This is a genomic window from Actinosynnema sp. NPDC091369 (genome assembly GCF_044757065.1).
Taxonomy (GTDB): Bacteria; Actinomycetota; Actinomycetes; order Mycobacteriales; family Pseudonocardiaceae; genus Actinosynnema.
Genome location: NZ_JBIVUG010000006.1, coordinates 337,766 through 357,114 on the forward strand (window position 1 = coordinate 337,766; position 19,349 = coordinate 357,114).

Genomic DNA, 19,349 nt, shown 5'->3' on the forward strand with positions numbered 1-19,349 from the left:
CCTCACAGGAACACCGCTCCCGCCGCCAGGGCCGACGCGATCGCCACCACGAACGTGGCCGGGGCGAAGCGCGCCGCGAAGGACTTGCCGAACGCGCCCGCCTGCAGCGCGATGAGCTTGACGTCGACCGCCGGGCCGACCACGAGGAACACCAGCCGGGGCAGCAGCGGCAGCGCCGACATGGATGCCGCCACGAACGCGTCGGCCTCGCTGCACAGCGCCAGCACCACGGCCAGCAGCGACAGCACCACGACGGCCAGCACGACCTGGCCGCCCAGCGTCTGGAGCCACTCCTGCGGCACGAGCACGTTGAACGCCGCCGCGAACACGCCGCCGAGCACCAGGAACCCGCCCGCGTCGACCAGGTCGTGCCGCGCGGTCTCGGCGAACACCGCCCAGCGGGACGTGCCGTCGTGGTCGGGCAGGCGGCGCAACGCCCGTTCGGCGATCCACTCGGCCTTGCCGAACCGGGTCCACAGCCAGCCCATGACGATGGCGGTGAGCAGCGCGCCGGCGAACCGGGCGGGCACCATCATCGGGGCGTTCGGGAACGCGACGGCCGTGGACACGAGCACGATCGGGTTCACCGCGGGCGCGGCGAGCAGGAACGTCAGCGCCACGGCGGGCGCCACGCCCTGCTGCATCAGGCGGCGCGAGACGGGCACGGACGCGCACTCGCAGCCGGGCAGCGCGACACCGGCGACACCGGCGACGGGCACGGCCAGCGCGGTCTTGCTCGGCAACGCCCGGCGCAGCGCGGTCGCCGGGATGAACGCCGCGATCGCGCCGCTGATGAGCACGCCGAGGACCAGGAACGGCAGCGCCTGCACGCACACCGCGACGAACACCGTGGACGCCGTGCGCAGCACCGGCACGTCGAGCACGCCGACCAACCAGTCCTGGAGCACCAGCGCGAGCACGAGCAGCGCGCAGAGCACTTCCAGCGAAGTGATCTTCCAGCGCGGTGGCGTGCCGCGCCGGCGCGAGCCGCGGATCTCGCCAGTGATTGTCACTTTCGAGATGATGCCAGAACTCGCGCCGCGGGCTCACCGACCTCCGGCTGGTCTTCGGGTGCCGGCCACCCGGCCGTCACCGGCGGTAGGTTCGAGGGGTGGACTGGCACGGGTGGCACGCCGACTACGACCGTCCTGACTCGCGGCTGGCTCGGCGGCTGCGGGCGGTCCAGGAGCAGGTCCGCGCCGCGTTGGACGACAGCCCACCGGGGCCGTTGCGCGTGGTGAGCCTGTGCGCAGGCCAGGGGCGTGACCTGCTGGAAGTGCTCGTCGACCACCCCCGGCGCGACGACGTGCGCGCCCGCCTGGTCGAGCTCGACCCGCGCAACACCGAGCACGCCGCGGCACGGGCGGCGGGTCTGCCAGGGGTGGAGGTGCTGACGGCCGACGCCTCGCTCACCGACCACTACCGCGACCTGGTCCCGGCGGACCTCGTGCTGGTCTGCGGGGTGTTCGGCAACATCACCGACGAGGACGTGGAGCGGACCGTCGACCACTGCGCCGCGCTGTGCCGGACGGGCGGCACGGTGATCTGGACCCGCCACCGCGGCGCTCCGGACCTCGTGCCGTCGATCTGCGCGTGGTTCGAGGAGCGCGGTTTCGAGCGCCGGTGGGTCTCCGACCCGGACGCGGGCTACGGCGTCGGCGCCCACCGCTTCCGCGCCGAACCGCGCCCGTTGCCGACAGGCGCGCGCATGTTCGCGTTCGTCGAGCCCGACGAGCCGCCGGACGAGTAGCCGACACCGGTCGGGTCCGGCGGTGCCCGAGGTCAGCGGCTCAGGTAGGAGAACCGGCGGACGTGCGGCACCCACGCCTGGAACGCGGTCAGGTCGGGCAGGGTGACCGAATCGGTGATCGGTTGCAGGCCGCGGTGCAGGCGCAGCCACCGCTCGGCGGCCTCCGGGCCGATCTCGCCGACGATCGGCGACCGCCCGTCCCGGGGCAGGAGGTCGGCCGCGAACGACGTCCACGACGTGGCCGGGTCGCGGTGCACGAGGCCGCCGCGCACGTCGGCCGACTCGGGGGCGGCGGTGAGCACGTCGGCGGCCAGTGCGGGCGCGGCGGCGGTGATGCCGAGCAGCACGACGACGGCCTCGAACTCGCCGGGGCGATCATCGGAGCCGAGGAACCGCGCCGCGTCGCCGAGGTCCCGGGTCGCCCGGATCATCCGGTACACGTTGAGCAGCCGCTTCGCCGCGCGCGGCGTGTCCACCAGGCGGTCCAGGGCGTCCAGGAACACCAGCTCCGGCTCCGTCAACGGTCGGGCGGCCCGCGGCGACCGCGGCGCGTCCAGTTGCGCGCCCGGCTCGATCGTCAGCTCCGCAGCGGGCGCGGGCTCGGCCGACGCGGCCGGGGACGCCGGGGTCGGACCGGGGGCGTCGGCCTCCACCATGGCGCGCAGGAGCGACCCGAGGCTGCCGCCGGGCATGCCGGGCAGGGTGAACGGGATGTTGATGATCTTCTCGAGGTAGTCCTCCGGCAGCACCCGCCACGGCGACTCGCCCGCGTCCAGGACGCCCGCGTAGTGGCTGCGCAGCGCCCCCACGAGCCAGCGCGGGTCGACGCCGACGACCACGACGAACAGGTCCATCGCCAGCAGCAGGTGCACCGCCTCCATCACCTGCACGACCTGCCGCGGCTCGCACCGGTCGAGGTCGTCGATGTGCAGCACCACGCGGTCGACGGGCCGGGTCTCCGGGTCCGCGCCCGGGTTCGCCCGCCAGTCCGCCAGCAGCGCCACGAGCTGCTCGAAGTCCTTGCGCAACGTCGACACGACGCCGAGGTCGCGGGTGTAGGTGTCGCCGTCGGCCCGGTCCCTCACGAACGCCGACATCCGACGCGCCGGGTCGAGGTCGGCCAGCTCCCGGCCCAGTTCCCCGACCCGGGCCACCACCTCGTCCAACTGCGCCTGCGCGACCAGGTGGTCCGCCTCGGCCTTGCGCAGGTGCTCGACGGTCTCGGCGACGCGCTCCCGCACTCCCTCCTCGTGGATGCGGTCCAGCCCGCCGCGGATGTCCTCCGCCATGGTCCGCAGCTCGCTCAACCCGCGGCGGGCGCGCAGGAGCAGCCCACCGCCCAGGGCGGCGAGCACCACCCCCGCCGCGCCGCCGAGCCAGGTGATCACCGGGGCCGCCAGCGCGGCCGCGGCGCTGACGCCGAGCACCACGCCCGCCGCCGCGAGCGCCAGCTTGCCGTTGCGGTCGCTCGGCAACCGGCGCACCTCGTCGACGTCGGAGTGGGTGTCCCGCAGCTGCCGCGACAGCAGCTTGCCCTGTTCGACCTCATCGGCGACGCCGATCCGCTTCCACACCCGGTCGAGCCGTTCCTGGACCTCGGTCGACTCGCGCACGGCCGCGAGGAGGTCGCGCGCACCGGTGACGTGCCCCTTGTCCGCCTCGTCCAGCTTGGCCTTGAGCCGGGCGACCTCGGCCTCGGCCCGCCCGTTCACCTCGGCCAGCTCGACCCGCCGGTCGATCTTCTCGGCCAGCACGCGCTGGAGCTCGCTGCGCCGCCGTTCCGGTCCGGGATCGGGCTCGGCGAGCGCCCGGAAGATCACGTCCGCCAGGCTCGCCCACAGGTTGGTGTCGGCGTAGTGCCACGCGTTGAACCCGATCTGCACGACCCGGTGGCAGTACTTCGGCGAGCCGGAGCCCGCCAGCTCCTCGATCCGCCCGCGCAGCAGGCCCATGAAGAAGCTCTTGCCCGCGCCCCAGTCGCCGAACACGCCGATGGACAACGGCGTCGGGGTGGCGCGTTCGGCGATCACCGTCGCCAGCATCGACACGTAGGTGCCCACGCCGAGCCGGTCGCGTTCCAGCGGGATCGGCTTCGCCGGGTCGACCAGGTCGCTGGACACCCCGCCCGCCAGGTCGTCGTGCGCGGTCGCCGGGAACGAGCCCTCGGCCACCGGACCCTCACCGGACCACTGCCGCGCGACGATGCCGACGACCGGCTCCCGTCGGCCGAACAGCACCACCCGGCGCAGGCCGCGCCGTGCCGACGACCGCAGGGCCTCCACCAGCGCCGGCACCACGACGGCGGCCACGTCCTCCTGCGGCAGCCCCAGCACGCCCGTGGCGAGCAGGGGCAGCGCGACACCCGTGGCGCCCGCGCGGGCGGCGGCGTGGACGGCCGCCTTCGTCGCGACCGCCACGGCCTCCTCGCTCACCTCGCCGTCGTCGCCGTGCGGGGAAGCGAGGATCACGAACCGCAGTGAACCCACGTCGCCCGGCTCGACCGTGCGCGGTCGGGACGACGGGATGCGGGACAGGTCGAGGCGCTCGACCTCCTTGGCGAAGGACGGGAACCGATGGGCCAGCTCCGCGCCGAGCTCACCGAAGCTCCCGCCCACGGACACCACCAGGGCGTCCACCTCCAACGCCCACGGCATGTCGGTGGCGACGACCGCCACCGACACCCCCTCCACCGATCCGAGCTCACTGGCAGTCGGCGATTCCACGAAGACCCCCCCGGTCAAGTCGACGCCCGTTCGGGCCCAGACCGTACCGGGTCGGTCACGCAGGGTTACTCGGGGTCGGTTTCCTCGTCCCGCAGCTCGGCGATCGTCGCCAGCACGTCCGCCGCCTCCGTCACCGGCAGCAGCGGCTCGACCACGGCGGTCACGCCGCGGCTCGCGGCGAGCACCTCCTCGGCCAGCTTCACCGCGTCGTCACGGTCGTAGGGGCCGCACACGAACGAGGCCCACTCCTCCCCCGCCGACGCCTCGAACGTGACCGCCCACGGCAGGCCCTCCACGTCCGTGTCGTCGTCGGGCTCGTACACGATCACACCGGCCATCAGGCGCTCCCGGTTCCGGCCAGCAGCTCGTTGCGCAGCTGCGAGGCAGTGGACACGACCAACATCAGCAGCGTGCTCAACGGCTCCGGCTTCAGCCCCTCGGCCGGGAACGCGTAGCGCAACGTGACATCCATCCCGCGGTCGGTGTGCACCACGCCCAGCGTGCCGAACAGGCCCTGACCGGCGCGTTCGGCGGCGGACACGGCGAGGTTGCGGTCGTCGGGCAGGTCCCAGGCCACCACGCAGGTCAGGCTGAGCACGGTCAGGCCCTCGGCCAGCCGCATCGCCTGCACCGCGCACGGCACCTCGCCGTGCTGGAAGCTCAACGCGCCGTCGTCGTCGACGTGGACGTCGTGGAACATCTCCAACGCCTCGCGGGCCGCGGTCAGCAGTTCCGCGGTCACCTTGGCGTCCTGGTCGGTCACTTAAGAATCCTCCACGTCGGGCTTGTCCACGGCGCCGCCGAAGCGCCGGTCGCGCATGGCGTACGCCTCGCAGGCGCGCCACAGGTCCAGCCGGTCGAAGTCGGGCCACAGGATGTCCTGGAACACCAGCTCCGCGTACGCCGACTGCCACAGCAGGAAGTTCGACGTGCGCTGCTCGCCGGAAGGCCGGATGAACAGGTCCACGTCCGGCATCTCCGGCTGGTACATGTGCTTGGCGAGGGTGCGCTCGTCCACCTTCTCGGGGTTGAGCTTGCCCGCCGCGACCAGCCGCGCGATCTCCCGCGCCGCGTCGCCGACCTCGGCCCGACCGCCGTAGTTGATGCACATCGCCAGGTTCAGCACGGTGTTGTCCTTCGTGCGCTCCTCGGCGACCTCGAGCTCCTTGATGACGCTGCGCCACAGCCGGGGCCGGCGACCCGCCCACCGCACCCGCACGCCCAGCTCGTCCAGCTCGTCGGTGCGGTGGTGGATCACGTCACGGCTGAAGCCCATGAGGAAGCGGACCTCCTCCGGGCTGCGCCGCCAGTTCTCGGTGGAGAACGCGTACAGCGACAGCCACTTCACGCCCATCTCGATCGCGCCCTTGGCGGCCTCGACCACGACGGCCTCGCCGCGCTTGTGGCCCTCGATGCGGGACAGGCCGCGCTGGTTCGCCCACCGGCCGTTGCCGTCCATCACGATCGCGATGTGCCGGGGCACGAGGTCCGCGGGCAGCACCGGCGGCGTCGCGCCGGTCGGGTGCGGTTCCGGGGGTCGGGGAACGCGCTGGACGCGCTCAACCCGCCGTCGGCGGAGCATGGCTGTCCTCTCCATGGGTGGGGTTCTCGTGCGGCGAGCGAGCCTAACCGTCGGCCGGCTGCGCCTTGCGCTCGACCAGCGGCAGCGAGCGCAACTGCCGCTCCAGGTGCCACTGGAGGTGCGCGGCGACCAGGCCGCTCGCGTCCCGCCGCGCGCCCGTGGGGATGCCGTCCACCACGTCCCACCGACCGTGCAGGAGCGCGGCGAGCAGGCGCAACGTGTCGGTCGACGGCGTGGCGCTGCCCGGCGGGCGGCACCGCGGGCACACCATGCCGCCCGCGTGCACGTTGAACGCCTTGTGCGGGCCGGGGTCGCCGCAGCGGGCGCACTCGTCCACCGCGGGCGCCCACCCGGCGAACGCCATCGCGCGCATCAGGAAGGCGTCCAGGATGAGCGAGGCGTCCCGCTCCTTCGCCGCCAACGCCCGCAACGCGCCCGTGACCAGCAAGTACAGCCGGACGACCGGTTCGCCCTCCTCGGAGGTGAGCCGGTCGGCGGTCTCCAGCACCGCGCACGCCGCCGTGTAGCGCTGGTAGTCGTCGACCAGCACCACGCCGAACGCGTCCAGCGTCTCCACCTGCGTGATCACGTCCAGCGACCGGCCGGGGTAGAACTGCACGTCGACGTGCCCGAACGGCTCCAGCCGGGCGCCGAACCGGGAGGACGTGCGGCGCACCCCCTTGGCCACCGCGCGCACCTTGCCGTGCCGCTGCGTGAGCAGCGTGATGATCCGGTCGGCCTCCCCGAGCTTCTGCACCCGCAGGACCACCCCGGTGTCCCGGTAGAGGTTCGCCACCTGGAAACCCCAGTCTGCCTAGAAGCCCAGTCTGCGCAACTGCTTCGGGTCGCGCTGCCAGTCCTTGGCGATCTTGATGTGCAGGTCGAGGTACACGCGGGTGCCGAGCAGCTTCTCGATGTGCCGGCGCGAGGTGATGCCGACCTGCTTGAGGCGCTCGCCGCGGTGGCCCAGGATGATCGCCTTCTGGCTGGGGCGCTCCACGAACACGTTGGCGTGGATGTCCACCAGGTCGTCGCGGCCCTCGCGGGGCAGCATCTCCTCGACCACCACCGCGATCGAGTGCGGCAGCTCGTCGCGCACGCCCTCCAGCGCGGCTTCGCGGATCAGCTCGGCGACCAGGGTCAGCTCCGGCTCGTCGGTCAGCTCGCCGTCCGGGTACAGCGGCGGGCCCTCCGGCAGCTTGCCCAGCACCAGGTCGGCCAGCGCGTCGACCTGGTAGCCGTCCACCGCGGACACCGGGATCAGGTCGGCGAAGTCCATCACGTTCTGCAGGGCGAGCAGCTGCTCGGCGACCTGCTGCTGGCCGACCAGGTCGGTCTTGGTGACGATGCCGATGACCGGGGTGCGCTTGGCGATCTTCTCCAGCTCGGCGGCGATGAACTTGTCGCCGGGGCCGACCTTCTGGTCGGCGGGCACGCAGAAGCCGACCACGTCCACCTCGGACCACGTCTCGCGCACCAGGTCGTTGAGCCGCTGGCCGAGCAGGGTGCGCGGCCGGTGCAAGCCGGGGGTGTCCACGAGGACCAGCTGCCCGTCCTCGCGGTGCACGATGCCCCGGATGGTGTGCCGGGTGGTCTGCGGCTTGCTCGACGTGATCGCGACCTTGGTCCCGACGAGCGCGTTGGTCAACGTCGACTTGCCTGCGTTGGGGCGGCCGACGAAGCACGCGAACCCGGAGCGGTAACCATCCATCCGCCCATTGTCCCCGCCCCCGCCGACCGCGCCGCGTCAGCCCTCTCCAGGGGGGCGCGCCGACCCGTTCAGGCTTGCTGCGCCGGAGGCGCGATGCGGTTCACCTCGAGCGTCGCCGGCATCGGGCCGCCGTCGGCGAGCCAGCGCTCCACGTCGTCCATCACCGCGTCGTGCAGGACGAAGCCCAACCACACCGGCTTCTGCCCGGCGGGCTTCACCACGATGACGTTCGAGTTCTCGCACGCGTCGAGGCAGTCGGCGGTGCGCACGCGCAGTCGACCGCCGGAACCGTCCGCCAGCGTCCGCAACCGACGCAACTGCTCGTCGTGGTCGTAGTCCGGGTGCTTCTTGACCGTGCCGCAGCAACAGCCTCGGCACACGGTGACGTAGTCGCGCACCTACACGGTTTCCTGCACCGCGCCGGATGCGTCGGCCCGCAGCACGGGCGCGCCCGCGGTCAGGTCGCGCACGGCCGCCACGGAGTCGGCGTCCACCTCGGTCGAAGCGGTGACGACGGCTGCCGCCTCCAAGCCCTCGGCGCCGCTGGACACGGCCGCGGCGACGGCTGCCTGGAGGGCCGTCAGCTTCAGCGACGGCAGGGCGATCGTGGTGGCCGCGTAGGTCCGGCCGTCCGTGTCGCGCACCGCCGCGCCCTCCGCCGCGCCCGTGCGGGCACGCGCCGAGCGCGCCAGCGTGACGATCTTCTGGTCCTCGGGGTCGAGGTCACTCACCGGTGGTCCCCTCGCTGTCGTCGCCGTTGTTCACCGGGCGCACGAGCACCGTCGTGATGCGCATCCGCCCGCGTTCGTCCTTGCCGCCCTCGGCCCGCATCCGCAGGCCCGCGATCTCGGCTTCCGTGCCCGGCAGCGGCACGCGGCCCAGGCGCTGCGCCAGCAGCCCGCCGACCGTCTCCACCTCGTGGTCGTCCAGCTCCGTGCCGAACAACGCGTCCAGGTCGTCCACCGGCAACCGCGCGCTGACCCGCACCGAACCGTCGTCCAGGTGCTCCACCGGCGGCCGGTCGTCGGTGTCGGACTCGTCGGTGATCTCCCCGACGATCTCCTCCAGGATGTCCTCGATGGTGAGCAGGCCCGCCGTGCCGCCGTACTCGTCCACCACCACCGCCAGGTGGTTGCGCGACAGCTGCATCTCCCGCAGCAGGTCCGCGATCGGCTTCGAGTCCGGGATGAACGACGCCTGCTTCATCACGTCCGCCACCGACGTGCCGTTCGGCTCCTCGGCCAGCGTCAGCCGCACCAGGTCCTTCAGGTTCACCACGCCGACGATGTCGTCCACGCTCTCCCCGATCACCGGCACCCGGGTGTACCCGGTGCGCAGCGACAGGGCCAGCGCCTGGCGGATCGACTTGGTCTGCTCGATCCACACGATCTCGGTGCGCGGCACCATCACCTCGCGCGCGATCGTGTCACCCAGCTCGAAGACCGAGTGGATCATCTCCCGCTCGCCCTCGTCCACGACGCCGCGCTCCTGCGCCATGTCGACCAGCTCGCGCAGCTCCACCTCGGACGAGAACGGCCCCTCGCGGAAGCCCCTGCCCGGCGTGATCGCGTTGCCGACCAGGATCAGCAGCTTGCTCAACGGCCCCAGCACGCGGCCCAGCACCCGGATCGGGCCCGCCGCGAGCAGGCTCACCGCGTACGGGTGCTGCCGACCGATCGTCCGCGGACCCACGCCGACCAGCACGTACGACACCACGAGCATGCTCAGCCCGGCGACCAGCATGGCCACCCAGTCGGTGGCGATGAGCCCCAGGCACACCACCGTCACGATCACCGTCGCCGCCAGCTCGCAGCCCAGGCGCAGCAACAGCAGCAGGTTCACGTGCCGCGGCCGGTCGGCCAGCAGCGCGATCAACTGCCCCGCGCCCGCCCGGCCCTGCCGCTGCAACGCCTCGACCCGCGCCCGCGACACCGTGCCCAGCGCCGCGTCCACACCCGCGAACGCGCCCGCGGACAACACCAACACCACGGCCAGCACCAGCAAGCCGGCGGAACTGCCTATCACCCCGGCCGCCTCAGGCTGTCGGCTCGGGCCGGTCCGCGTCCTCCAGGCCCACCGCCCCGAGGAGCTTCGAATCCGCCTCGCGCTGCGCCGACTTGCGCTCCGCCTCGGCCGCCGCGGTGCGGAAGTCGCCCAGGATGCGGTTCTGCAGCGTGAACATCTCCCGTTCCTCGGCGGGTTCGGCGTGGTCGTAGCCGAGCAGGTGCAGCACGCCGTGCACGGTCAGCAGGTGCAGCTCGTCCAGCAGGCTGTGGCCCGCCTTCTTGGCCTGGTCCTTGGCGAAGTCCGGGCACAGCACGATGTCGCCGAGCAGCGCCGGGCCGAGGCCCGCGGCGTCCGGTCGGCGCGCCGAGTCCAGCTCGTCCATCGGGAACGCCATCACGTCCGTCGGGCCGGGCAGGTCCATCCAGCGCTGGTGCAGGTCCGCCATCACGTCCAGCTCGACCAGCAGGACGGACAGCTCGGCCAACGGGCTGACGCCCATCCGGTCCAGGGCGAACCGGGCGGCGGCGACGATGGACGGCTCGTCCACGCTCACGCCCGACTCGTTCGCGATCTCGATGCTCACGGCGCCTATCGTCCCCGGCGCTGCCCACGCGACCGCGCACCGGGTCCGGCGTGGTGCTGGTGGCCGTTGGCGGCGTCGCCTTCGTCCTGCTCGACCTGCCACTTCTCGTAGGCGTCCACGATGTCCGCGACCAGCCGGTGGCGGACCACGTCGTTGCTGGTCAGGACGGAGAAGTGGACGTCGTCGACGCCTTCGAGGATGTCCTTGACGACCTTCAGGCCGCTGCGCTGCCCGCCGGGCAGGTCGACCTGCGTGATGTCACCGGTCACCACGACCTTCGACCCGAACCCCAACCGGGTGAGGAACATCTTCATCTGTTCGGGCGTCGTGTTCTGCGCCTCGTCCAGGATGATGAACGCGTCGTTGAGCGTGTTGTGGGTCAGCAGGTAGTCCTCGGTGACGTAGAGCGAGTCCGCTGCGGCCACCTGGATGCACACCGCCTCGGTGCGGCCCGCGGGCTCGATGCTGTCGATGAACCGCATGGGCCGCCCACCACCACCGGACGCGAGGTACTTCTCGCGCTTGCGGGCGAGCCTGAAGGGCTCGACGCCCTCCGGCAGGCGGATGTCGACGACGTGCGCGTCGTGCCGGTAGGCCACCTCGCGCCCGCCGGCGAACCCGGGCTTGCGCCCCTCGGCCACGCGGGTCCTGGTGTGCGCGACACCACCGAGCGACCGGACCAGGCGGATCACGTCGTCCCTGAGCCCGTCCGACGTGGTCGTGTACTGGATGCGGCAGCTGCGCCCCGACTGGACCACCGGCCCGCCGTCGGAATCCAGCAGACCTTGGAGCAGCGCGACCCTGACCTCGGCCGTGTTGGCGAGGTAGACCTCGGGGATGAACTTCGTGTGCGAGCGGGTGCCGAGCAGGTCCAGCGCTCGGAGCGCCCCGGTGACGGGGTTCTCCAGCGTCACGACATCGCCCGGCGACTTCACCCGGTTGAGGGTGTAGTTCACCCGGTCCTTCCAGTTCACCGCCACCCCGGGCAGGGCGGCCTGGAGCGCGACGGCCAATTCGGGGTCATCGGTCGCGAAGGACGGCGTGGTGGTCCCGGTCAGGCAACCGTCGCCGAGCAGGAGGCCCAGGGCGTACGGGTCCATCGGGACCTCGCGCGCCGGGTGGCAGGTCGGTGCGCTGAGCATCGGCAACTCGTACCGGCGCGCGTGCGCGGCGCGGAGGTTGCCGATCATCTCCTTGGTCTGCAACACCCGCCACGGCTTGTCGCGGCGGCGGTCGGACCTGGTCCGCACCGTCCAGAGGTGCTCACCGCAGGCCAGCGTCGAGGCGCCGTCCTGGGCCGTCACCCGGTAGACGTCCTTCACTCCCTGCGGGTAGACGCCGAGAACCGGGGTGGGCTCGCCGTTCGAGCCGATGACGAGGTCACCGACCCGGAGGCTGCCGATGGGCCGGAAGCCGTCCGGAGTGAGCACGTTGGTGAACACGGGCTGCGCCCGGCCACGCATGTAGGCCAGTGGGGCGACCTCGATCGTGCCCGCCTGGGTGAGGCGCGGGATCGACTCGGGGTCGACCATGTCGTGCAGGGCGTCGTACAGGGGGCGCAGGTAGGGGTCGATCTTCTCGTACAGCGTGCCCGGCAGGTAGCCCAGCCGCTCGCCCGCCTCGACCGCCGGCCGGGTCAGGATGATCCGGTTCACCTGCTTGGCCTGCAACGCCTGCACGGCCTTCGCCATCGCCAGGTAGGTCTTGCCCGTGCCCGCCGGACCGATGCCGAACACCACGGTGTTCTGGTCGATCGCGTCCACGTAGTGCTTCTGGTTCAGCGTCTTGGGCCGGATGGTGCGGCCGCGCCGGGAGATGATGTCCAGGCTCAGCACCTCGGCGGGCGACTCCGCGGTGCCCGCGGACAGCATCGCGACCGTGCGGCGGACCGTGTCCGGGCCCACCTGCTGGCCGCGGCTGGCGAGGGTGACCAGCTCGGAGAACACCCGTTCGGCGAACGCCACGTCGGCCGGTTGGCCGGAGAGCGTGATCTCGTTGCCGCGCACGTGCACGTCGGCGACCAGCAGTTCCTCGGCGAGCCGGAGGTTCTCGTCGCGCGACCCGAGCAGGGCGAGCACCGCGCCGTCGGGCACGGCGAACTTGGACTGGGCGTCGGCCGCGGTGGGGGCTGCGTGCGGCGTGTTGTCGTCGGTACCGGCCACGTGGCCTCGGGCCCTCTTCCTGCGCGTTCGCGCCGTGCTCGGGTGGATTCGACCTACCGGTTCCGATGCTAGCCGCCCTCACCGACAGTCCGCACCGGAGTAAGAAACGGGTTGGACACGGCGGGTGTACTCGGACCTGTGGAGAAGTTGCGCGAGCTCACCCCCGACGACCTGCCCGCCTGCGTCCGCCTGGCGTCGGACCGGAAGTGGCCGGAGGAGCCGGCGAAGTGGGCGTTCCTCCTGCGGGTCGGGACCGGTTTCGGGCTGTTCGACGGCGACGAGCTGGTCGGCACGACCATCGTCACCCGGTTCGGTGACGAGCACGCGGCGGTGAGCATGGTGCTGGTGGCGTCGAGCCGCGGCGGGCGCGGGCTGGGGCGGCGGTTGGTGGAGCACGCGCTGGCGTTCGCGGGCACGCCGGTGGTGTCGCTGCACGCGACTTCGTACGGCAAGCCGCTGTACGAGAAGCTGGGGTTCCGGTCGGTGGGGTCGGTGACCGCGCACGTCGGGGCGTTCGGCGGCCCGGCCGCGGGCGTGTCGCGACCGTTGGAGCCGGCGGACCGGGCGCGGGTGGTGGCGGTCGACGCCGAGGTGTTCGGCGCCGACCGGTCGGCGATGTGGGCGGAGCTGTTCGGGTTCGCGTCGCAGGTCAGGGTGGCCGACGACGGGTTCGTGGCGACGTGGCGCAACGGCCCGGTGACGATGGTGGGGCCGGTCGTGGCGCCGTCGGTGGAGCGTGCGGCGGAGCTGGTCGCGGACGTGGCGGTCGGGGCGGTGGTGCGGGTGGACGTGCGTGACGCGGGGTTGGGGGCGTGGCTGGAGGCGCGCGGGGTCGTGCCGCGGTCCACCGTGGACCTGATGGTGCTGGGTGCGCTCGGCGGTGACCGGGCGCGGCTGCACGCGCCGGTGATGCAGGCCCTGGGTTAGGCGTCAGGCCAGCGGGCCGAGCGGCTTGCCGCCGAGGACGTGCAGGTGGGCGTGGAAGACGGTCTGGCCCGCGTCCTGGCCGGTGTTGAACAGCAGCCGGTAGCCGGTGTCGGCGACACCCTCGGACTTGGCCACCTCCCCGGCGGCCAGGAACAGGTCGTCCAGCACGCCGGGTGCGGCCGCGGCGAGGGCGACGGCGTCGGTCGCGTGCACCTTGGGCACCAGCACGACGTGGGTCGGCGCCTGGGGTGCGATGTCGCGGAACGCCAGCGTGGTGTCGGTCTCGTGCACCACCGTCGCCGGGATCTCGCGGGCGACGATGCGGCAGAACAGGCAGTCGGACATGGCTCCGCAGGCTACCGACCCGGCCGGCCCGCGCCGTCCTGAGCGTTGAACTCAGGGGTCCTGAGCGTTCGACTCTCGGGTCCCGAGCGTTCGACTCTCGCGAGAGTCGAACGTTCAGGTCCCGCGTGTCGAACGCTCGGGACCGGTGAGTTCTACGTTCGGGTCAGGCGGAGGGCGGCGGTGCGGCAGGTGGCCCAGGCCGCGGTGCCGGGGGTGATGAGGGACATGTGGTCGGTGCCGGGGAGGGCGATCAGCTCGGCGCCGGAGGCGCGGGCGAACGCCTCGCTCTGGGCGAACGGCACGTCCTCGTCGTCCTCGCCGTGGACCAGGACGAGGGGCTTGGCGATGGGCAGTTGGGCGGCCGGGGAGGCGTCGGCGTAGCGGTCGGGGACCTCGGCGGGGGTGCCGCCCAGCAGTTCGGCGGCCCGCCGGGTGATCTCCGGGTGCTGGAGGAAGTCGAGGACGCCCGCCTGCGCCACGGCTCCCACGACGCGCGGGTGGCGCGCAGCGGCCCACACGGCCAGGTGACCACCGGCGGAGTGACCGAGCGTGACGACCGGGCCGAACGACGGGTCGAGGGCGTCGATGGCGGCGAGCACGTCGTCGCCGGTCGCGGGCCACCCGCCACCGCCGGTTACCCGCCGGTACTCCACGTTGAACGCGGCGACGCCGTGACTGACCAGGTCAGCGGCCAAGGGGCGGCCGAGTTCGAGCCCATAACGCTGCTGCCAAAAACCACCATGGATTACCACGACGACCGGAAACGATTCACCGGACGGCGTGGAAAACTCGCCGAACTGGCTCGGGTGCGGCCCGTAGACGATGCGCAATCGAAACCCCTTGGACGCAAAAAAGAGGCCGCGTCGCGGTGGGACCTGGGGGTCGTCCCACCGCGACGCGGCGAGCGCCGGACCGAGGGGGGAGGTGTCCGGCGGGTCTGTCGAGGGGTTCCCCGGTTAGACCAAGTCAACCCCTCTGCCATGAGGGTAACCCCTACGTCGGGTGTTCGCCAGAAGGGAGCAAGGCCAATTACCGCCAGCGATCGGTCAGCACACCCAGCGCACCCAAAGCGACCGCCGCGGCGGTCGACGCTCGCAGAACGGTGGGCCCCAGTCGCACAACGTGCGCGCCGACCCCGGTCAACGTCGACAATTCCTCGTCGGTGATGCCGCCTTCCGGTCCGACGACGAGCAGCACATCGCCCGAAGCGGGCAGCTGAACCGATCCGATGGCCGACGAAGAGGATTCGTGCAAAACCAAAGTGATCGCCGACGACGACGCCAACCGCGCCAGGCCGGACGTCGAAACGGGTTCGGCGACCGACGGCACGCGCGCCCGGCGGGCCTGCTTGGCCGCCTCACGGGCGGTGCTGCGCCAGCGTTCGAGGGCCTTCGCCCCGCGCGGGCCGTCCTCCCACTTGGTCACGCAGCGCGAGGCGCGCCACGGCACGACGCCGTCCACGCCCGCCTCGGTGGCCAGCTCCACGGCCAGCTCGCCCCGGTCGCCCTTCACCAGCGCCTGCGCCACCACGACCCGGACGGACGGCTCGGGCACGACCCACCGCTCGACGACGCGCAGCCGGAGGGAGTCCTTGAACGCCTCCGACACCGCGCACCGCACCTGCGCGCCCGTGCCGTCGGAGAGCACCAGCTCCTCCCCCGCGCGCAACCGGCGCACGGTGGCCGCGTGCCGCCCCTCGGGGCCGTCCAGGACGGCCTCGTCACCGGGCGGCAGCGCGGCGACCAGGAAGACCGGCAGGGTCACCGGTGGTTGCGGCCGGACCGCAGCCGTGAGAACAGACCGCCGCCGCCCTTGCCGTTGTGCGCGAGCGTCGGCTCGTCCTCGCCGCGCGCGACGGCCAGCTCGCGCAGCAGCTCGACCTGCCGGGCGTCCAGCTTGGTCGGCGTCACGACCTCCAGGTGCACGTGCAGGTCGCCGCGCCCGTCGATGCGGCCGCTGGACCGCAGCCGCGGCATGCCGCGCCCGGTGAGCACCAGCTCGGTGTTCGGCTGGGTGCCGGGTTCGATCTCCAGCTCCTCGTCGCCGTCCAGCGTCTGGAGCGGCAGCACCGCGCCCAGTGCGGCGGTCGTCATCGGGATGCGGATGGAGCAGTGCAGGTTCGCGCCGTCACGCTCGAAGATCTCGTGCGGCACCTCCTCCACCTCGACGTACAGGTCGCCCGCGGGTCCGCCGCCGGGGCCGACCTCGCCCTGGCCCGCGAGCCGCACCCGCATGCCCTCGGCCACGCCGGCCGGGATCTGCACCGAGATGGTGCGCCGCGAGCGCACCCGGCCCTCGCCCGCGCACTGCTGGCACGGGTCGGGGATGACCTCGCCGAGGCCCCGGCACACCGGGCACGGCCGGGCCGTGACGACCTGGCCCAGGAACGAGCGCTGCACCGACTGGACCTCGCCCCGACCGCCGCACGTGTCGCAGCGCACCGGGGACGAGCCCTCGGCGCACCCGCTGCCCACGCACCGGTCGCACAGGATCGCCGTGTCCACGGTGAGCTCGCGGGAAGCGCCCGCCGCGCACTCCTCCAGCGTCATCGACAGCCGGATCAGCGCGTCCGAGCCGGGCTGCACGCGGCTGCGCGGACCGCGCCCGCCACCGCCGCCCGCGCCGAAGAAGGCGTCCATGATGTCGCCGAGACCGAACCCCGCGAACGGGTCGCGCATGCCGCCGCCACCGCCGCCCGGCTCCAACGGGTCGCCGCCCAGGTCGACGACCTGCCGCTTCTTCGGGTCCGACAGGACCTCGTAGGCGGCGGTCACCTCCTTGAAGCGCGCTTCCTCGTTGGGGTTGACGTCGGGGTGCAGCTGCCGCGCGAGCTTGCGGTAGGCGCGCTTGATCTCGTCGGGAGTCGCGTTCTTGGAGACCCCGAGCGTGCCGTAGTAGTCCCTCGCCACCGTGTTTCCTCCTGCGAACGCGCTTCGACACGCGCTCGCTCGCTTGCGAAACGTCCTGCGGGACCGCGGTGTTCCCCCGCTGTCACCGTCCGGTCAAGATCTCCCCCACGTAGTTGGCGACCGCTCGCACCGCCGCCATCGTGCCGGGGTAGTCCATGCGGGTCGGCCCGACCACGCCCATGCCGCCGAGCAGGTTGTCCCGGCTGCCGTAGCCGATGGACACGACCGAGGTGCTGCGCATCTCGGCCGCTTCGTTCTCCTCGCCGATGTGCACCAGGATCCGGCCGGGGTCGCGGGCCGAGGCGAGCAGCTTGAGCACCACGACCTGCTCCTCCAGCGCCTCCAGCACCTGGCGCAGGGAACCCGGGAAGTCTGCCACGTTGCGGGTGAGGTTCGCCGTGCCACCCAGCACCAGGCGTTCCTCGGGGTGCTCGACCAGCGACTCGATCAGCACCGTGCTCACCCGCAGCACGATGTCGCGCAGGTCGCCGGGCGCGTCGTCGGGCAGCTTCGCGACCTCGGCGGAGGCGTCGGACAGGCGCTTGCCGACCATGGCGCCGTTGAGCATGGACCGGATGCGGGCCACGTTGTCCTCGGTGATCACGTCGCCGAGGTCGACCGAGCGCTGGTCGACGCGGCCGGTGTCGGTGATCAGCACCAGCATCAGCCGGGCCGGTGTGATGGCGAGCACTTCGATGTGCCGGACCGTGGAGCGGCTCAGGGTCGGGTACTGGATGACGGCGACCTGGCGGGTCAGCTGGGCCAGCAGCCGGACGCTGCGGCGCAGCACGTCGTCCAGGTCGTAGGCGCCTTCGAGGAAGTTCTGGATGGCCTTGCGCTCGGGCGTGGACAGCGGCTTGACCTCGCTGAGCCGGTCCACGAACAGGCGGTAGCCCTTGTCGGTGGGCACGCGGCCGGCGCTGGTGTGGGGCTGGGTGATGTACCCGTCCTCTTCCAGCGACGCCATGTCGTTGCGGACCGTCGCGCTCGACACGCCCAGGTTGTGCCGCTCCACCAGGGCTTTCGAACCGACCGGCTCCTGGTTCGACACGTAGTCGGCGACGATCGCGCGCAGTACCTCGAACCGGCGCTCATCGGCGTTCACGCACGTCACCTCCAGGACGGACCGGGCTGCTTCACCTTGAGTTTACGGAGGTTGGGGCCCGGATCGGAAAAACCGCTCGCCGGGCTTCGGTGCGGCCCCGCGCAGGCCCGGTGGTCAGGTGAGCCGGCGCACGACGGCGTCGGCGAGCAGGCGGCCCCGGTCGGTCAGGACGCAGCGGCCGCGGTCGAGGGCGGTGTGGTCGAGCAGGCCGTCGGCGGCGGCGGACTCGGCCTCGGCCCGGCCCTCCGCGTCGAGGACGTCGAGGGGCAGTCCGGTGGCCAGGCGCAGCTCCAGCAGCACGCGCTCCACCCGGCGGTCGTCGTCGTCGAGGACCTCGCGGCCGGCGGCGGGCGACGTGCCGGCGGCCAGCAGCTCGGCGTACTTCGCCGGGTGCTTGACGTTCCACCAGCGCACGCCGCCGACGTGGCTGTGCGCGCCGGGGCCCGCGCCCCACCAGTCGGCGCCCTGCCAGTACAGCAGGTTGTGCCGGCACGCGGCCTCGCCCGACGCCGCCCAGTTCGACACCTCGTACCAGGTCAGCCCCTGGGCGGTCATGGCCGAGTCGATCAGCTCGTACTTGTCGGCGAGCACGTCGTCGTCGGGCATCGGCAGCTCGCCGCGGCGCACCCGGCGGGCCAGCGCCGTGCCCTCCTCCACGATCAGCGCGTACGCCGACACGTGGTCGACGCCGGCGCGCCGGACCGCGTCCAGCGACGCCTGGAGGTCCGCGACGGTCTCCCCCGGCGTGCCGTAGATGAGGTCGAGGTTCACGTGGTCGAACCCGGCCGCGCGGGCCTCCTGCGCGGCGGCCACCGGGCGGCCCGGGGTGTGCGCGCGGTCGAGCACGGCCAGCACGTGGCGGGCGGCCGACTGCATGCCGAGCGACACCCGGGTGTAACCCGCGTCACGGATGGCGGCGAAGAACTCCGGCGACGTGGACTCCGGGTTGGACTCCGTGGTCACCTCCGCGCCCGCCGACAGGCCGAACGACGACCGCACCGCGTCGAGCACCTGGCCCAACCCCGCTGCGCCGAGCAGCGACGGTGTGCCACCGCCCACGAACACCGTGTCGACCGCCGGCGGGTCGCCCAGCACGGACGCCGCGAGGTCCAGTTCCCGCCGCAGCCCTTCCAGCCAGGACGCGGGTGACGCGGAAGTGCCCAGCTCACCGGCGGTGTAGGTGTTGAAGTCGCAGTAGCCGCACCGGGTGGCGCAGAACGGGACGTGCACGTACACCCCGAACGGGCGGTCACCCAGGCCGGTGAGCGCGGACGCGGGCAGGGAGCCGTCGGGGGGCGCGGGGTCACCGATCGGCAGAGCGGAGGGCATGGCTCCCATTGTCCCATCTACCAGCGGCGCAACCCCGTCCCACGATGCGGATGGCGGTGGACCACGAGATGGACGCGTGGCACGCTGACTGACATGACATCGACCGGAGTGCGCCTGGTGGTCCGCCGCCACGTCGACTTCCGGCGTGTCTCCAGCGCGATGTGCCGTCGTTCGGCATAACCCGCGCCTGCCTTTTTGTTCCCGTCGGCGCCGGGT

General features: G+C 72.6%; 19 protein-coding genes and 3 pseudogenes. 2 read left to right on the plus strand and 20 right to left on the minus strand.

Going from position 1 to position 19,349, the window contains the following annotated elements:
• Positions 1–2 precede the first annotated feature (2 nt).
• The gene (locus tag ACIQMJ_RS24780) at positions 3–1,013 is read right to left on the minus strand and encodes a permease (protein ID WP_499763371.1); all 1,011 of its coding nucleotides are present in this window, start codon (positions 1,011–1,013) and stop codon (positions 3–5) included.
• 98 nt (positions 1,014–1,111) lie between these two features.
• Here ACIQMJ_RS24780 and ACIQMJ_RS24785 point away from each other — a divergent pair, with 98 nt between their 5' ends.
• Complete coding sequence (locus ACIQMJ_RS24785; RefSeq protein WP_499763372.1) at positions 1,112–1,750, plus strand: class I SAM-dependent methyltransferase; 639 nt, start codon at positions 1,112–1,114, stop codon at positions 1,748–1,750.
• 32 nt (positions 1,751–1,782) lie between these two features.
• Here ACIQMJ_RS24785 and ACIQMJ_RS24790 read toward each other — a convergent pair whose 3' ends face one another.
• The 13 genes and pseudogenes from ACIQMJ_RS24790 to ACIQMJ_RS24850 all read right to left on the minus strand — a co-directional run.
• Positions 1,783–4,473: a P-loop NTPase fold protein gene (locus ACIQMJ_RS24790; protein ID WP_499763373.1), complete on the minus strand. Its 2,691-nt coding sequence runs from the start codon at positions 4,471–4,473 to the stop codon at positions 1,783–1,785.
• Positions 4,474–4,538: 65 nt separating this feature from the next.
• A complete protein-coding gene (locus ACIQMJ_RS24795) occupies positions 4,539–4,811 on the minus strand; it encodes a hypothetical protein (protein ID WP_499763374.1) in 273 nt (90 codons plus the stop codon).
• A complete protein-coding gene (locus ACIQMJ_RS24800) occupies positions 4,811–5,236 on the minus strand; it encodes a YbjN domain-containing protein (RefSeq protein ID WP_387488752.1) in 426 nt (141 codons plus the stop codon). Before ACIQMJ_RS24800 ends, ACIQMJ_RS24795 begins: the two co-directional genes overlap by 1 nt.
• Entirely contained in the window at positions 5,237–6,055 is an 819-nt protein-coding gene (locus tag ACIQMJ_RS24805; protein ID WP_387488753.1) for an isoprenyl transferase, read from the minus strand. It abuts the gene before it with no gap.
• A 43-nt stretch (positions 6,056–6,098) separates the two neighbouring features.
• A complete protein-coding gene (recO, locus tag ACIQMJ_RS24810) occupies positions 6,099–6,851 on the minus strand; it encodes a DNA repair protein RecO (protein ID WP_499763375.1) in 753 nt (250 codons plus the stop codon).
• Between the two features lie 18 nt (positions 6,852–6,869).
• Positions 6,870–7,766, minus strand: coding sequence for a GTPase Era (gene era, locus ACIQMJ_RS24815; protein ID WP_387488757.1), 897 nt, complete (start codon positions 7,764–7,766; stop codon positions 6,870–6,872).
• 68 nt (positions 7,767–7,834) lie between these two features.
• Positions 7,835–8,164, minus strand: coding sequence for a (2Fe-2S) ferredoxin domain-containing protein (locus ACIQMJ_RS24820; protein ID WP_499763376.1), 330 nt, complete (start codon positions 8,162–8,164; stop codon positions 7,835–7,837).
• Positions 8,165–8,497 (minus strand): cytidine deaminase-like protein, encoded by a 333-nt coding sequence (locus ACIQMJ_RS24825; RefSeq protein ID WP_499763377.1) that lies wholly within the window; start codon positions 8,495–8,497, stop codon positions 8,165–8,167.
• Positions 8,490–9,788 (minus strand): hemolysin family protein, encoded by a 1,299-nt coding sequence (locus ACIQMJ_RS24830; protein ID WP_499763616.1) that lies wholly within the window; start codon positions 9,786–9,788, stop codon positions 8,490–8,492. The genes ACIQMJ_RS24825 and ACIQMJ_RS24830 overlap by 8 nt, the downstream gene beginning before the upstream one ends.
• A 13-nt stretch (positions 9,789–9,801) precedes the next feature.
• Complete coding sequence (gene ybeY, locus ACIQMJ_RS24835; protein ID WP_233820390.1) at positions 9,802–10,356, minus strand: rRNA maturation RNase YbeY; 555 nt, start codon at positions 10,354–10,356, stop codon at positions 9,802–9,804.
• 5 nt (positions 10,357–10,361) lie between these two features.
• Positions 10,362–10,727: pseudogene (locus tag ACIQMJ_RS24840) on the minus strand (PhoH family protein); the annotation flags it as partial.
• 312 nt (positions 10,728–11,039) lie between these two features.
• Positions 11,040–11,819, minus strand: a pseudogene (locus ACIQMJ_RS24845) (PhoH family protein); the annotation flags it as partial.
• Positions 11,808–12,434 (minus strand): annotated as a pseudogene (locus ACIQMJ_RS24850) (PhoH family protein); the annotation flags it as partial. The pseudogenes ACIQMJ_RS24850 and ACIQMJ_RS24845, both read right to left, overlap by 12 nt.
• A gap of 222 nt (positions 12,435–12,656) precedes the next feature.
• On the opposite strand from ACIQMJ_RS24850, the gene ACIQMJ_RS24855 reads away from it, so the two are divergent.
• Positions 12,657–13,445 (plus strand): GNAT family N-acetyltransferase, encoded by a 789-nt coding sequence (locus ACIQMJ_RS24855; RefSeq protein WP_499763378.1) that lies wholly within the window; start codon positions 12,657–12,659, stop codon positions 13,443–13,445.
• Between the two features lie 3 nt (positions 13,446–13,448).
• Here ACIQMJ_RS24855 and ACIQMJ_RS24860 read toward each other — a convergent pair whose 3' ends face one another.
• The 6 genes from ACIQMJ_RS24860 to hemW all read right to left on the minus strand — a co-directional run bounded on the left by ACIQMJ_RS24860 (position 13,449) and on the right by hemW (position 19,133).
• A complete protein-coding gene (locus ACIQMJ_RS24860) occupies positions 13,449–13,790 on the minus strand; it encodes a histidine triad nucleotide-binding protein (protein ID WP_499763379.1) in 342 nt (113 codons plus the stop codon).
• 152 nt (positions 13,791–13,942) lie between these two features.
• Positions 13,943–14,620, minus strand: coding sequence for an alpha/beta hydrolase family protein (locus ACIQMJ_RS24865; RefSeq protein WP_499763380.1), 678 nt, complete (start codon positions 14,618–14,620; stop codon positions 13,943–13,945).
• A gap of 199 nt (positions 14,621–14,819) precedes the next feature.
• Positions 14,820–15,554 carry a 16S rRNA (uracil(1498)-N(3))-methyltransferase gene (locus ACIQMJ_RS24870; protein ID WP_499763381.1) on the minus strand — a complete coding sequence of 245 codons (735 nt, stop codon included), beginning with the start codon at positions 15,552–15,554 and terminating at the stop codon, positions 14,820–14,822.
• Positions 15,551–16,699, minus strand: a complete 1,149-nt coding sequence (gene dnaJ / locus ACIQMJ_RS24875) for a molecular chaperone DnaJ (RefSeq protein WP_499763382.1) — start codon at positions 16,697–16,699, stop codon at positions 15,551–15,553. Before dnaJ ends, ACIQMJ_RS24870 begins: the two co-directional genes overlap by 4 nt.
• A gap of 82 nt (positions 16,700–16,781) precedes the next feature.
• The gene (hrcA, locus tag ACIQMJ_RS24880) at positions 16,782–17,804 is read right to left on the minus strand and encodes a heat-inducible transcriptional repressor HrcA (RefSeq protein ID WP_499763383.1); all 1,023 of its coding nucleotides are present in this window, start codon (positions 17,802–17,804) and stop codon (positions 16,782–16,784) included.
• A 114-nt stretch (positions 17,805–17,918) separates the two neighbouring features.
• Complete coding sequence (hemW, locus tag ACIQMJ_RS24885; RefSeq protein ID WP_499763384.1) at positions 17,919–19,133, minus strand: radical SAM family heme chaperone HemW; 1,215 nt, start codon at positions 19,131–19,133, stop codon at positions 17,919–17,921.
• Between the last annotated feature and the right edge of the window lie 216 nt (positions 19,134–19,349).

Coding starts and splice junctions, on each gene's coding strand:
- ACIQMJ_RS24860 (WP_499763379.1), bottom strand. CDS start 13,790: ATGTCCGACTGCCTGTTCTGCCGCATCGTCGCCCGCGAGATCCCGGCG.
- era (WP_387488757.1), bottom strand. CDS start 7,766: ATGGATGGTTACCGCTCCGGGTTCGCGTGCTTCGTCGGCCGCCCCAAC.
- hemW (WP_499763384.1), bottom strand. CDS start 19,133: ATGCCCTCCGCTCTGCCGATCGGTGACCCCGCGCCCCCCGACGGCTCC.
- ACIQMJ_RS24795 (WP_499763374.1), bottom strand. CDS start 4,811: ATGGCCGGTGTGATCGTGTACGAGCCCGACGACGACACGGACGTGGAG.
- ACIQMJ_RS24805 (WP_387488753.1), bottom strand. CDS start 6,055: ATGCTCCGCCGACGGCGGGTTGAGCGCGTCCAGCGCGTTCCCCGACCC.